This window comes from Candidatus Pelagibacter sp. HIMB109, assembly GCF_052048155.1.
Lineage (GTDB): Bacteria > Pseudomonadota > Alphaproteobacteria > Pelagibacterales > Pelagibacteraceae > HIMB114.
Genome location: NZ_JBNAIK010000010.1, coordinates 1 through 13,223, shown reverse-complemented (window position 1 = coordinate 13,223; position 13,223 = coordinate 1). Strand labels below are relative to the sequence as shown.

Below are 13,223 nucleotides of genomic sequence, written 5' to 3'. Positions count from 1 at the left end.
GGTCTAGCTCCAGTTAGAAAACGTCCTGGAATTAAAAAAGTTGATTTAAGCAAAATTGAGATTGAAAAATATGAAGTCAAAGCAGATAAAAAAGACTTAGAGACAAGGTTAAATCAATTAGCTGAAAGTTCTAAAAAATATAATGATAATGATGCATCAAAAGCTGCAGCTAACAATGATTTAGTTGAATTTAATTATGAAGCTACAGTAGATGGAAAATCTTTTGAAGGAAACAAGGGTGAAAAGCTTCAAATTGTTTTAGGGAAAGATCTTTTTATCAAAGGTTTTGATAAGCAAATTATTGGTGTTAGGAAAAATGATGAAAAAGTAGTGAAAATCAATCTACCTGACAACTATCCTAAAAAAGAACTTGCTGGCAAAGCCTCAGAGTTCAAATGCAAAATTACAAATATCAAATCACCTGAAGAGCAAAAAATCGATGATGCTTTTGCCAAAAACATGGGAGCGAAAGATTTATCTGATTTAAAATCAATGATTGAAAAACAAATTTCAAAAGAATTTGAAAGTATTACTGACCAGCTTTGTAAAAAAGAAATCTTGGATCAGTTAGATAAACAATTTAAAATTGATTTACCAAAGGGAATGCTTGACTCTGAAATTAAAACTGTAGAGCACACGATGGTTCATGAAAAAATGAATGAAAAAGGTGAAAAAGATCATTCCAAAATTAAATTAGATGACAACGATAAAAAAGAAGTGAAAAAAATTTCAGAGAGAAGAGTTAAGCTTGCTTTGGTATTATCAAATATTGGTGAAGAACATTCTGTAAAAGTTTCTTCACAAGAACTTCAAGGTGAGCTTGAAAAACAACTTAGAATGTACCCGGGTCAAGAAAAAACAATTAGAGAATACTACCAAAAAAATCCCTCTGAACTTACAAAACTAAGAGGACCAATATTTGAAGATAAAGTAATGAATTTAATAAAAGAAAAAGCAAAAACAAAAGTTAAATCAATTACAAAAGAAGAACTTCAAAATATTATGAGTCCTAGTACAGATAATAAAACTAAAACAAATACAAAAACTGTAAAAAAAGCTACAGCTAAGAAATCTGGTGCTAAAAAAACTAGTAAAAAATAATCAATAGATATAAATTTAAATTACTGATTCGTATGAAAGACCCTTTTGATGTTTACATGAATACATTAGTTCCGATGGTGATTGAGCAAACACCAAGAGGAGAAAGATCTTTTGATATTTATTCAAGATTACTAAAAGAAAGAATAATTTTTTTAACAGGACCAATAAATTCATATATTTCAAGTTTAGTTTCAGCTCAGCTATTATTTTTAGAGTCAGAAAATAATTCTAAAGAAATTTATTTATATATTAATTCTCCAGGTGGCGTTGTCACCGATGGTCTTGCAATTTATGATACTATGCAATTTATTAAACCAACTGTATCAACATTATGCATTGGTCAGGCTGCATCAATGGGCTCTTTCTTGTTAGCCGCGGGTGAAAAAGGTTTGAGAATGTCACTTCCGAATGCAAGAATAATGGTTCATCAACCATCAGCTGGTTTTCAAGGTCAGGCAACTGATATTGAAATACATACTAAAGAAATTTTGAGCACAAAAAAAAGGCTTAACGAAATCTACTCTAAACATACCGGTCAAACTGTAGAGACAATAAAAGAAGCTCTTGAAAGAGATAATTTTATGAGTGCTGATGAGGCGAAAAAGTTTGGACTTGTAGATAAAGTCGTTGAAAAGCGAGAAAATTAGAAAATATTCAATACAACTAATACTTGATTATATGACTCTGGCTGAGTTAATGTAAGATATATTGATTCGAAATGTCTAAAGAAAATAAAAATACTCTGTACTGTTCTTTTTGTGGAAAGAGCCAACATGAAGTTCGAAAATTAATCGCGGGTCCAACAGTTTTTATTTGCGACGAATGTGTAGAACTTTGTATGGATATAATAAAAGAGGAGAGCAAGAGTCAAATTTCTAAAAATGAAGAGGGTGTACCTACACCAAAAGAAATTTTTTCAATTTTAAATGATTATGTGATTGGACAAAAGAAAGCTAAACAAATTTTATCTGTCGCAGTTCATAATCATTACAAAAGGTTAGGCCATACTGAAAAATCTTCTAATGATGTTGAGCTAGCTAAATCAAATATTCTGTTAATTGGGCCAACTGGATGCGGAAAGACTTTGCTGGCACAAACTCTTGCAAAAATTTTAGATGTTCCTTTTACAATGGCAGATGCAACGACTTTAACAGAAGCAGGTTATGTAGGCGAAGATGTAGAAAATATTATTTTAAAATTACTTCAAGCAGCAGATTACAATGTTGAAAAAGCTCAAAGAGGAATTGTTTATATTGATGAGGTCGACAAAATAAGTAGAAAAACTGAAAATCCTTCAATAACAAGAGATGTATCTGGAGAAGGTGTTCAGCAAGCATTATTAAAAATCATGGAAGGGACAGTAGCAAGTGTTCCACCGCAAGGAGGTAGAAAACATCCTCAACAAGAGTTTTTGCAAGTTGATACTACAAATATATTATTTATTGTTGGTGGTGCCTTTGCGGGAATAGATAAAATCATAGCTGACAGAGGTCAAGGTTCATCAATCGGCTTTGGCGCTAAGATTAAAGATAAAATTGAAAAAGGTGCAGGTGAGTTAATGAAAGATGTTCAACCAGAGGATCTATTAAAGTTTGGTTTAATACCAGAGTTTATTGGAAGGTTGCCCATAATATCTACCTTGGAAGATCTGGATGAACAAAGTTTGGTAAAAATCCTTGAGGAGCCTAAAAACTCCCTTACAAAGCAATATTCTAAATTGTTTGAAATTGAAGGTGTAAAATTAACGTTTGCCAAAGAAGCTCTTAAAGAAATAGCTCAGAAAGCAATTGCTAGAAAAACTGGAGCCAGAGGTTTGAGGTCAATTATTGAGGAAGTTTTACTTGAAACAATGTTTGATCTACCATCTATCGAAGGTGTTGATGAAGTAATTTTGAATAAAGAGGTGATTAATGGAAAAACAAAACCATTAATGATATATTCCAAAAATTCTCCCAAGACAAAAGAAGAAGAAAAAGACACTAAAATTGCCAATTAAAAATTGGTGATAATTTTTTAAATATCTCCTTGTTTTATCGCCTTTAATAATTATGTTTTGATTATGGTCGTAAATCAAAACTCTTTACCTGTATTGCCCTTAAGGGACATAGTAGTTTTCCCAAACTCTACAACACCATTATTTGTTGGTCGTGAAAAATCAATTAATGCTTTAGATTTTGCAATGAATAATTCAAAAAAGATAGTGCTATTAACTCAAAAAAATCCGGATGTAGACAATCCTAATGAAAAAGATCTTTACTCAATTGGAACTATTGCAGAGGTGCTTCAGCTCCTCAAATTACCGGATGGAACTGTAAAAATTTTAGTTGAAGGAAAATCAGTATGTAAAGTTATTGAGTTTAAAAAAAATGAAAAACTTTTAAATGCACAGGTAGAAAATTGTATTTTAGTAGAGGATAAAAATAATAATTTGTTATCTCAGGCTTTAGTTAATAAATTTAATAAACTATCAAAAAGTTCAAAAAAATTTAGCGAAGAATCAAATATAAATTTTAAAAATATTTCAGATCCAAATATTATAGCTAATAAAACTGTATCTACACTTGGAGTGGATTTAGAAGAAAAGCAAAAAATTTTAGAAACTTTAAATGTGCAAAAAAAACTAGAAATGATCATTGGGCACTTAGATAGCGAATTAGAGTTAATGTCAGTTGAAAAAAGAATTCGTGGCAGAGTAAAGAACCAGATGGAAAAGACCCAAAGAGAGTATTACTTGAATGAACAACTTAAAGCAATACAAAAAGAACTTGGCGAAATAGAAGAGGGAAAAGATGAGCTGAAACAATTAGAGGATGCAATTAAAAAAGCGAAAATGCCAAAAGAAGCAGAAGAAAAATCTTTTTCAGAATTAAAAAAATTAAAAACGATGAGTCCAATGTCAGCAGAGTCAACAGTAGTTAGAAATTACCTGGACTGGATGACTTCTTTGCCTTGGAATGAAAAATCTAACGTAAGCACAGACCTAGATAAAGCTGAAAAAATATTAGATCATGATCATTATGGTCTTGAAAAAGTAAAAGATAGAATTTTGGAATTTTTAGCAGTTCAATCTAGAATAAAAAAAATAAAGGGACCAATACTATGTTTAGTCGGTCCCCCAGGTGTTGGAAAAACTTCTCTTGGTAAATCAATCGCAAAAGCAACTGGTCGTGAATTCGTAAGAATGTCTCTAGGGGGAGTAAGAGACGAAGCTGAAATAAGAGGCCATAGAAGAACATATATAGGTAGCTTGCCAGGTAAAATTATCCAAATGATGAAAAAAGCTGGGAAAACAAATCCTCTATTTTTACTTGATGAAATAGATAAAGTTGGAATGGATTATAGAGGTGACCCGTCATCTGCTTTATTAGAAGCCTTAGATCCTGAGCAAAATAAAGATTTTAATGATCACTATCTTGAAGTCGATTATGATCTATCAAATGTTATGTTTGTTACTACTGCAAATACTTTAAATATCCCTGGACCATTGCTTGATAGAATGGAAATCATTCGTTTGGCTGGTTATACGGAAGAAGAAAAATTAGAAATTTCAAAAAAATATCTTTTACCAAAACAACTAAAAGATAACGGTCTTAAAGAAAATGAGCTAAAAATTAATGACGATGAAATATTAGAAATTGTTAGAAGGTACACTAAGGAATCTGGTGTTCGAGGATTAGAGCGTGAAATATCTAAGCTCGCGAGAAAAAGCGTTAAAGAAATTGTTACTAAAAAGAAAGAAACAATAGAAATTAGCGCAGATAATATTGATGAGTATCTTGGTGTTAAAAAATTCAAATATGGCGAAATTGAAAAAACAGATATGGTCGGAGTAGTTACTGGCCTGGCCTGGACTGAGGTAGGTGGTGAACTGTTATCTATAGAAACAGTGGTTATGCCAGGTAAAGGAAAATTGGAATATACTGGAAAACTCGGGGATGTTATGAAAGAATCTATTAAGGCTGCTAAATCGTTTATAAGATCTAAATGCCTTGATTATGGTATTGCACCCCCAGTTTTTGAAAAAAAAGATTTTCATGTACACGTTCCTGAAGGTGCGACTCCAAAAGATGGACCGTCAGCTGGAATTGCAATGGTTACATCTATCGTTTCTGCTTTAGCCAATATACCTGTCAAAAGAGATGTAGCGATGACTGGTGAAGTTACATTAAGAGGAAGGGTATTGCCCATAGGAGGGCTGAAGGAAAAACTTTTGGCTGCCTTAAGAGGAGGAATAAAAACAGCAATCATTCCATCTGAAAATGAAAAAGATCTCAAAGAAATACCTCAAAATGTTAAAGATGGATTAAAAATTATCGCAGTAGACCACGTTGATGAAGTTATCAAAATAGCATTAACAAAACAACCAGACCCTATTAATTGGATCGAGGTTGATGAGATAAATCAAAAAACTACATCAGCAGTTGAGCAAAAAAGTCCTCATTAAATTTTAGCAAATTATTGATGCAATTAGTAATTAAATAAGGTAATACCTCCTTTTCGGGCGGTTAGCTCAGTTGGTAGAGCATCTCGTTTACACCGAGAGGGTCGGGAGTTCGAGTCTCTCACCGCCCACCAAACCGGGGGTGTAGCTCAGCTTGGTTAGAGCGCCTGCCTGTCACGCAGGAGGCCGCGGGTTCGAGTCCCGTCACTCCCGCCAGTTATGAATGATAATTTTAATATAGCAAAAAACTTTTTTGAAACCGGAGAAGATTTTTTTTTAAAAAAAAAATATGACGAAGCAGAAAAAAATTTTAATTTATCTCTTAAATTTTTACCTGATCGAGTTTCTACATTAATAAATTTAGGATTATGCAAAATTAAATTAAAAGAATACAACAAATGCTTAGAGATCATAAATAAAATCCAAACTCTAAATCACAATTCATTTGATTTTCAAAATTTGAAAAGTTTGTATTTTGGTGAAACTTTGCAGTTTGAAAAAGCTATTGATGAAATTGATAAATGTTTAAATTATAAAAATTTAAATAATTTTGATAAATCTAATTTGCTTAATTACAAAGGCATAGCTTGTTCAAAGTTATCTCAATATAAAGAAAGTATTAAATTACAAAAAGAAGCGGTTAACTTAAATGAAAATAATTTTGATGCTCAGTGTAATTTAGGTTTCAATAATTTAGTTTTAGAAAATTTTGAAATAGGGTGGAAACAATATGAGTTTCGGCTTAAAAAAAATAATTTAGATACTTCAAAATACCCTATAAAAATTTCCGACATCAAAAATAAAAAAATTTTAATTAAAGCAGAGCAGGGAATTGGGGATGTAATAATGTTTTCAAGATTTCTAACAGATTTGTTGTTTTATACTACCGACATAACAGTAGAAATACCAAGTGTACTTAAAAACTTTTTTAGAAATGATCAGTTTAATTTCACTACAAAAAAAACTATAAAATTAAATAATTTTGACTTTGAGATTTTTATAGGATCACTTCCATATTTATTTAATAAAAAAAATGATTTTAAAATAAAATCAAATTTATTAAACTCTCAAATATTTAACGCTCAAGTTCCGAAAGATAAAAGTTTTAAAGTTGGTTTAGCATGGTCTGGTAATGAAAATTTTAAATATGATAAATTAAGATCTTTGGAATTGAAATATTTAAGTAAACTTTTTTCTCTAAAAAATCAAAATGTTGAGTTTTTTTGTTTACAAAAAGATATAAGAGAAAATGATAAAGAGTATTTTGAAAAAGTAAAAATAAAATATTTAGGAGATTTAAATTTTTTTGAAGTTTCTAAAAATATAATTAATTTTAATTTGATCATTTCTTCAGATACTTCATTACTTCACTTGGCATCTACATTGGGCATTAAGACATTTGGATTGATTTCCAATATACCTGATTGGCGATGGTCACTGGACCGTGATGATAGTTATTGGTATGATAATTTAACTCTGTTTAGAAAAAAACAAAATGAAAATTGGGAAGACGTGATTGACCGGGTGTATATTGAGGTAAAAGATTTAATTTAATTTACTTTTTTTTATTTGTTTCATCTAAAATTTTAATTTCTCTCGCCTTTGTAATTATTTTATCTTTAATTTTTTTATTGAATGAATTATCCATATTTTTGGTTTGACATTTACTTGTTTCGCAAATTTTTTTAAATGATTTTACCATTACTGATGAAGCCTTAAGTTCACTTGAGAGGAATCTTATCTCAATTTTAATACTTTCATTCGACAGGTTTGGAGAGTACCAGTCGCTTACGATAACCCCACCTGAGTAATCAACGGTATTTAAAGGTAAAAAATTTAATGATTCTAGAGAAGCTCTCCACAAAACATTTGATGTTGAGAACTCAAACGTTGTACTTTTATTATTTCCAAGGTTGCCAAATAACTTAGTTTTTTGCTCTTCAGCCCTTTTATCCATACTTATTTCTCTTCTTTTTTTTTTAACAACCTCTCCATCTCCAGATTTTTCATTAGAAGAACAGTTAAACAAGATTAATGAGGCTAAGACTGCTAAAAGTGTTGAAATAAGCTTATTTTTCATATTAAATAAAGTCTAATATCCGTTAATTTTATTAATTCAAGATGTTAGTTGTTGCATAAATGTAACACATTTTAATATTTTTTGCTCAAAACCTATAGTTTGTTGAGAATGTTTGCAAATGAAGGGATAAACACTTGTTTTTTAACGAAAGGAAAACAATGAAAAACAATAAACTATTATTGTCTACTGCTTTGATTTCGTCTGTATTAGCAGCTGGTACTGCTGCACATTCTGCGGCTAGTATATCTGGTGCTGTAGAATATACATACAACTCAGCTGAAGACACTGGTTCTGATTCATCAGGTGCTTTAGGTTCTGAGGAAACTGTAAAGTTTTCTGGTTCTAAAGATGCTGATATCGGAACAATCACTACATCTTTCAAATTAGAAGATGCTGCAATCGAAGCTCCAGTAATTTCAATTACTAACGGAGATACAACTGTAGGCTTAGGTGCTGACTTTGCTCCAAGTTTATCATTCACTAACATTCCAACAGTGGGTGACAGAGCTTGTACAGTTGGTAAAAACATTGGTTCTGCTGCAATCGAAACAGTTTGTGGTGGTGCTAAAGTAACAAACGCAACAGGAATTTTATTCGCTCAAAAATTTGATGGCGGAAAAATTTCTGCGTTCATCGTTCCAGACATTTCAGTAACACAAGGTGGTGGAGGAGACTCTTCTAACACTGTAAGTGCTACTACAGGTGGTTCTGCTATGAACATCGTTGTTTCATCTAACTTAGGCGTTGACGGATTAAGCGTTAAAGCTGGTATGAACGATGTTACTGGTAAAAACGGAAACGAAGACCAAAAATCAACAAACATTGGTGCTACTTATAACTTTGGTAACATTTCAGTGGGTGTGAACAGAGCTGAAACTGAAAACTTAGCTTTAGCTGCTGCTCAAGATGAGTACAAAACTGACTCAATTGGTGTTGGTTACGCTATCAATGATAACTTCTCAGTTTCATTAAACTATGAAGAAACAGATGGTGATACAAACGGCACTGATTTAGCTAACGAAGAAGAAACTACTATGGTTTCTGTTGGTTACAACATGGGCGGTTTAGGTCTTGAAATTTCTTATGCAGAAATCGACAACGTAGCAGGTAACTCTGCTTCTGACGGTGATGCATTCCAGATCAGAACTGTAGGTAAGTTTTAATTAACTTAACTTAGTTGAATTACCAAAAGGCCCACATTATATTAATGTGGGCCTTTTTTTTATGAACCAAGACCAAATTTATAACCAATTATTATCTTATTTAAAAAAAGAACGTCTTAAAGATTTTGAAAGAGAAATTAATAGATTGTTCCAAATCAAAGAGAATAGGGAGAGTCCAGTTCTTCTGAATTTGTATGGAGTTTTTCTCGAAATCAAAAAAGATTTTAATAAATCAATACAATTTTTTGCAAAATGTATTTCAATAAATAAGAGTTATGCACCCCCATATTTGAATCTTGGAAGATTATATTTACATTTTAAAATGTATAAATCTTCAATTGATTTTTTAAAAAAATATTTAAATTTAGAGGAAAATGAATTCGATGGAGAGTATTTTTTAGCAAGAGCATATTATTTTAATTACGAATATAAAAATGCAATAGATTTGTTAGAAAAAATTTATACTAAATACGAAAATAAAATTGATACAGGTCAAAAGGTAGAAATTTTAAATTTAACTGGAGCAGCTTATACGCTTAATAAAAATATAGATGAAGCAGTAATAAAATATAATCATGCACTAAAATTAGATAAAAATAATGTTGTAACACTTGGTAATTTAGCAAATGCATATAGATCCCAAGATAAAACGAAGGAAGCATTAAAAATATTTAATAAATCTTTAGAATTAGATCCTAACAATCCCCACTTACACAAGGATTTAAGTGTTCTTATTAAATACAAAGACAAAGAGGATAAACATCTTAAGGAAATGGTAAAACTATACAATTCAAAGAATTACTCATTAAAAGACAAGGCCGAGATAGGATTTGCCATTGGAAAAGCATATGATGATATGAAAATGCCAGAGGAAGCTAGTAAATATTTAATTTTTTCAAACAATCAGAGACGAGAGGAATTCAATTATAATTTTAAAAATGAAATACAAGAGTTTGAATTACACAGGGATTTATTTGGTAGTATAAAAAACAGGATTCAAAAAAATGTTAGCAGAAGTAAACCTGTGCCTATTTTTATTTTAGGAATGCCAAGGTCAGGAACTACACTTGTGGAACAAATCCTTTCATCTCATAGTAAAGTAGAAGGTGGAGATGAAATCTTTTTTTTAGCAGATAGCTTACAACAGGCTTTTCCTCACAAATCTTTTGACGATTTTCCAAAATGTTTTGAAGAGGATACCAAAAAAAAATTAAATAAATTGTCAGATCTTTATATTAGTGAGTTAGATAAAATTTCTAACAAGAAAGATTTTGTAACTGATAAGATGCCTTTAAATTTTAAATTAATTGGATTGATTTACCATGCACTACCTGACGCAAAGATAATACATTGTGTTAGAGATGGCAGAGACACCTGTCTTTCGATTTATAAAAATAATTTTGGTACAGATAAGCTTGCTTGGGCCTACGATCAGGATGATCTTTCAAATTTTTTTAATCAATATGTAGATTATATGAAATTTTGGAAAAACTTATATAGTGATTTTATTTATGATTTTAAATATGAGTTAATAATAAATGATACTGAAAATCAAATTAAATCACTATTAGATTTTTGTAATTTAGAATTTGAACATAATTGTTTAAATTTTTTTAAAAATAAAAGGGCAGTTCAAACTGTAAGCACTATGCAAGTTCGTCAGCCTATTTATTCATCTTCGGTTAAAGCCTGGGAAAAGTACAAAGATTACTTTCCTGAATTATTTAAAAATATAAAAAATTATTAATTTAGATTTAATATTGTTAAAGCGGATGCTACAGATGTTGAAACATTTAAGCTATCTACTTCTGGATTGATTTTTATTTTGACCCGGTAGTCACTAAGTTTTTTTACAATACTTCTTGCTCCTTTGTTTTCAGACCCAAAGATAAAAATATTTTTATCAGACAATATTTTTTTATCAAAAAAAGTATTTGAATTGCTATCAAAACAAAAAATCCAAAAGTTATTTTTTTTTAATTCTTTAATAATATTGACTACATTTGAGGTTTTAAATATTTTAATTTTTTCAAGTATCCCACTTGCTGTTTTATTTAATAAAATACTTTTTTCTTTAAATTCATCTTTGTTGACTATCAGTGTTTTAATATTAAACGCATAGGCTGTTCTAATTATTGAACCGATATTTCTTTGATCATTTATTCCATCAAGAATAATAATGTTTTTTTGTTTAAAAATTTCAGATTTTGGGATTTCCAAATTTGTTCTCTGTATTTCAGCCAAAAAACCCTGATGGCTAATATCTGCATTGTTTATTAATGATAGTATATCTTTATTTGAAGCTATTCGAACTTGTTTTTGTAGAGATTTATCAATAAATTTTAAATTATCTTTATTTTGTAAAATTATTTTAAAAATTTTGTTATTTGTATTTTTTAGCGCTTCAAGTACTGAATGCCTACCTGCAACCCAAAACTTTGAATTTTTGCTCATAATAATAATTTCAAATATTTACTTTTTTCATTTGTTTTAAATAATTATTTTAATATAACAGCATTTTTTAAAGGAGGGGTACCAAAGCGGTCAAATGGGGCGGGCTGTAAACCCGTTGACTTCGGTCTTCGAAGGTTCGAATCCTTCCCCCTCCACCATAAAAAATCACTTGAAACTAGAGGTCAAATGAGTAAATACCCCCTTTACGCGGGTGTAGTTCAGTGGTAGAACTCCAGCCTTCCAAGCTGGTTGCGTGAGTTCGATTCTCATCACCCGCTCCAGAATGGAAAAATAAAAAAATTAGGAGAGAAATATAATAAGATGTCAAAAGAAAAATTCGATAGAAGTAAACCGCATTGTAATATTGGAACAATCGGACATGTAGACCATGGTAAAACTACGTTAACAGCAGCAATAACTAAAGTTATGTCTGAAAAAGGTGGAGCAAACTTTGTTGCTTATGATCAGATTGATAAAGCTCCAGAAGAAAAAGAAAGAGGAATTACAATTTCAACGGCTCACGTTGAATATGAAACTGAAAAACGTCACTATGCACACGTTGATTGCCCAGGACACGCTGACTATGTAAAAAATATGATTACAGGTGCAGCGCAAATGGACGGTGCGATTTTAGTTGTGAATGCAGCAGATGGACCAATGCCTCAAACCAGAGAGCATATTCTTTTAGCAAGACAAGTTGGTGTTCCTGCAATTGTGGTATTTTTAAACAAAGTGGACACTGTACAGGATAAAGAATTATTAGAATTAGTTGAAATGGAAATTAGAGAACTGTTGACATCATATCAATTTCCAGGAGATACAATTCCAATCATTAAAGGTTCTGCATTAAAAGCAATTGAAGGTGATGCTGAATTAGGCGTTAAACCAATTGAAGAATTAATGAAAGCGGTTGATGAAACTATTCCTCAACCTGAAAGACCAAAAGATAAACCTTTCCTAATGCCAATTGAAGACGTGTTCTCAATTTCTGGAAGAGGAACGGTTGTTACTGGAAGAATTGAGCAAGGTGTTGTTAATACTAACGATGAATTAGAAATTATTGGTATTAAGGAAACTCAAAAAACGGTTTGTACTGGAGTTGAGATGTTTAGAAAACTTCTTGATACTGGTGAAGCCGGAGATAACATCGGGGCTTTATTAAGAGGTATTGATAGAGACCAAGTTGAAAGAGGACAGGTACTCGCAAAACCTGGTTCAATTAAACCACACACAAAATTTGAAGCAGAGGCATATATTTTGAAAAAAGAAGAAGGTGGAAGACACACTCCATTCTTCTCAAAATACAGACCTCAGTTTTATTTCAGAACAACTGACGTTACTGGAGAAGTAACATTACCAGAGGGTACTGAAATGATTATGCCTGGAGATAACGCAAAAATGACTGTTACTTTGATTAACCCAATTGCAATGAATGATGGTTTGAAGTTTGCAATTCGTGAGGGTGGAAGAACAGTAGGAGCTGGAGTAGTAACTAAGATTATAGAGTAGGCTTCACTTTATAACATTAAAGAAGGAGTGTAGCTCAATTGGTAGAGTACGGGTCTCCAAAACCCGGGGTTGAGGGTTCAAGTCCCTCCGCTCCTGCCAATAAGCTAAAACTAAAATGCAAAACCCTATAAATTTTTTCAGATCTGTAAAACAAGAAGCATTTAAAATTACTTGGCCATCAAGAAAAGAAACTTTGATGGGTTCGGTTACAGTGATTTTCATGGCAATCATTGCTTCTTTGTTTTTTTTGCTTTTAGATCAAATTTTTAAATTTGGGTTAGGGTTTTTGATAGGTTAAGTTATGAAATGGTATATTGTTCAAGCCCATGCTAGTGCAGAAAAAAAGGTTTCTGAACAGATAAAAGAAGAGCTTGAAAAAGCAGATTTAGGATCAAAGTTTGGTGAAATTTTAGTTCCAACTCAAGATGTTACAGAAATAAAAAAAGGCAAAAGATCTGTAGTAAAGAAAAAGTAC

The 13,223-nt window shown here is 31.2% G+C and carries 12 protein-coding genes and 5 tRNA genes; 15 read left to right on the top strand and 2 right to left on the bottom strand.

Annotated features, from left to right (window positions below; translation table 11 throughout):
- The 7 genes from tig to ACTTAQ_RS05765 all read left to right on the top strand — a co-directional run.
- Positions 1-1,101 (top strand): trigger factor (gene tig / locus ACTTAQ_RS05795; RefSeq protein WP_440696375.1); only part of this gene is annotated, 1,101 nt, incomplete at its 5' end.
- Positions 1,102-1,133: 32 nt separating this feature from the next.
- A complete protein-coding gene (gene clpP, locus ACTTAQ_RS05790; protein WP_440696373.1) occupies positions 1,134-1,748 on the top strand; it encodes an ATP-dependent Clp endopeptidase proteolytic subunit ClpP in 615 nt (204 codons plus the stop codon).
- Positions 1,749-1,819: 71 nt separating this feature from the next.
- Positions 1,820-3,097, top strand: a complete 1,278-nt coding sequence (gene clpX, locus ACTTAQ_RS05785; protein WP_440696371.1) for an ATP-dependent Clp protease ATP-binding subunit ClpX — start codon at positions 1,820-1,822, stop codon at positions 3,095-3,097.
- 63 nt (positions 3,098-3,160) lie between these two features.
- Entirely contained in the window at positions 3,161-5,545 is a 2,385-nt protein-coding gene (lon, locus tag ACTTAQ_RS05780) for an endopeptidase La (RefSeq protein ID WP_440696368.1), read from the top strand.
- A gap of 55 nt (positions 5,546-5,600) precedes the next feature.
- A tRNA-Val gene (locus ACTTAQ_RS05775) sits at positions 5,601-5,676 on the top strand.
- A 4-nt stretch (positions 5,677-5,680) separates the two neighbouring features.
- Positions 5,681-5,758 (top strand) — tRNA-Asp (locus ACTTAQ_RS05770).
- 3 nt (positions 5,759-5,761) lie between these two features.
- Positions 5,762-7,096: a tetratricopeptide repeat protein gene (locus ACTTAQ_RS05765; protein WP_440696366.1), complete on the top strand. Its 1,335-nt coding sequence runs from the start codon at positions 5,762-5,764 to the stop codon at positions 7,094-7,096.
- Between the two features lies 1 nt (position 7,097).
- Here the strand turns inward: ACTTAQ_RS05765 and ACTTAQ_RS05760 are convergent, their stop codons facing one another.
- Positions 7,098-7,622 (bottom strand): DUF3576 domain-containing protein, encoded by a 525-nt coding sequence (locus ACTTAQ_RS05760; RefSeq protein WP_440696364.1) that lies wholly within the window; start codon positions 7,620-7,622, stop codon positions 7,098-7,100.
- Positions 7,623-7,780: 158 nt separating this feature from the next.
- Between ACTTAQ_RS05760 and ACTTAQ_RS05755 the strand changes: the two genes are divergently transcribed.
- Together ACTTAQ_RS05755 and ACTTAQ_RS05750 are read left to right on the top strand one after the other, a co-directional pair.
- Positions 7,781-8,785 carry a porin gene (locus ACTTAQ_RS05755; RefSeq protein WP_440696362.1) on the top strand — a complete coding sequence of 335 codons (1,005 nt, stop codon included), beginning with the start codon at positions 7,781-7,783 and terminating at the stop codon, positions 8,783-8,785.
- Between the two features lie 61 nt (positions 8,786-8,846).
- A complete protein-coding gene (locus tag ACTTAQ_RS05750; protein WP_440696360.1) occupies positions 8,847-10,532 on the top strand; it encodes a tetratricopeptide repeat-containing sulfotransferase family protein in 1,686 nt (561 codons plus the stop codon).
- On the opposite strand, the gene ACTTAQ_RS05745 is transcribed toward ACTTAQ_RS05750, so the two are convergent.
- The gene (locus ACTTAQ_RS05745) at positions 10,529-11,239 is read right to left on the bottom strand and encodes a TrmH family RNA methyltransferase (RefSeq protein ID WP_440696358.1); all 711 of its coding nucleotides are present in this window, start codon (positions 11,237-11,239) and stop codon (positions 10,529-10,531) included. The genes ACTTAQ_RS05750 and ACTTAQ_RS05745 overlap by 4 nt on opposite strands.
- A gap of 72 nt (positions 11,240-11,311) precedes the next feature.
- On the opposite strand from ACTTAQ_RS05745, the gene ACTTAQ_RS05740 reads away from it, so the two are divergent.
- The 6 genes from ACTTAQ_RS05740 to ACTTAQ_RS05715 form a co-directional block, all read left to right on the top strand.
- Positions 11,312-11,397, top strand: a tRNA-Tyr gene (locus tag ACTTAQ_RS05740).
- Positions 11,398-11,446: 49 nt separating this feature from the next.
- Positions 11,447-11,520: transfer RNA gene (locus ACTTAQ_RS05735), tRNA-Gly, on the top strand.
- 40 nt (positions 11,521-11,560) lie between these two features.
- The gene (gene tuf, locus ACTTAQ_RS05730; protein WP_009360093.1) at positions 11,561-12,748 is read left to right on the top strand and encodes an elongation factor Tu; all 1,188 of its coding nucleotides are present in this window, start codon (positions 11,561-11,563) and stop codon (positions 12,746-12,748) included.
- 23 nt (positions 12,749-12,771) lie between these two features.
- A tRNA-Trp gene (locus ACTTAQ_RS05725) sits at positions 12,772-12,847 on the top strand.
- 16 nt (positions 12,848-12,863) lie between these two features.
- Positions 12,864-13,046: a preprotein translocase subunit SecE gene (secE, locus tag ACTTAQ_RS05720; protein ID WP_040747083.1), complete on the top strand. Its 183-nt coding sequence runs from the start codon at positions 12,864-12,866 to the stop codon at positions 13,044-13,046.
- 3 nt (positions 13,047-13,049) lie between these two features.
- A partial coding sequence (locus ACTTAQ_RS05715; protein WP_440696377.1) for a transcription termination/antitermination NusG family protein occupies positions 13,050-13,223 on the top strand: 174 nt, incomplete at its 3' end.

What these genes read in the sequence shown, in the direction of transcription:
- clpP (WP_440696373.1), top strand. Translation starts at nt 1,134, where the DNA reads ATGAAAGACCCTTTTGATGTTTACATGAATACATTAGTTCCGATGGTG.
- clpX (WP_440696371.1), top strand. Translation starts at nt 1,820, where the DNA reads ATGTCTAAAGAAAATAAAAATACTCTGTACTGTTCTTTTTGTGGAAAG.
- lon (WP_440696368.1), top strand. Translation starts at nt 3,161, where the DNA reads ATGGTCGTAAATCAAAACTCTTTACCTGTATTGCCCTTAAGGGACATA.
- ACTTAQ_RS05765 (WP_440696366.1), top strand. Translation starts at nt 5,762, where the DNA reads ATGAATGATAATTTTAATATAGCAAAAAACTTTTTTGAAACCGGAGAA.
- ACTTAQ_RS05760 (WP_440696364.1), bottom strand. Translation starts at nt 7,622, where the DNA reads ATGAAAAATAAGCTTATTTCAACACTTTTAGCAGTCTTAGCCTCATTA.
- ACTTAQ_RS05755 (WP_440696362.1), top strand. Translation starts at nt 7,781, where the DNA reads ATGAAAAACAATAAACTATTATTGTCTACTGCTTTGATTTCGTCTGTA.
- ACTTAQ_RS05750 (WP_440696360.1), top strand. Translation starts at nt 8,847, where the DNA reads ATGAACCAAGACCAAATTTATAACCAATTATTATCTTATTTAAAAAAA.
- ACTTAQ_RS05745 (WP_440696358.1), bottom strand. Translation starts at nt 11,239, where the DNA reads ATGAGCAAAAATTCAAAGTTTTGGGTTGCAGGTAGGCATTCAGTACTT.
- tuf (WP_009360093.1), top strand. Translation starts at nt 11,561, where the DNA reads ATGTCAAAAGAAAAATTCGATAGAAGTAAACCGCATTGTAATATTGGA.
- secE (WP_040747083.1), top strand. Translation starts at nt 12,864, where the DNA reads ATGCAAAACCCTATAAATTTTTTCAGATCTGTAAAACAAGAAGCATTT.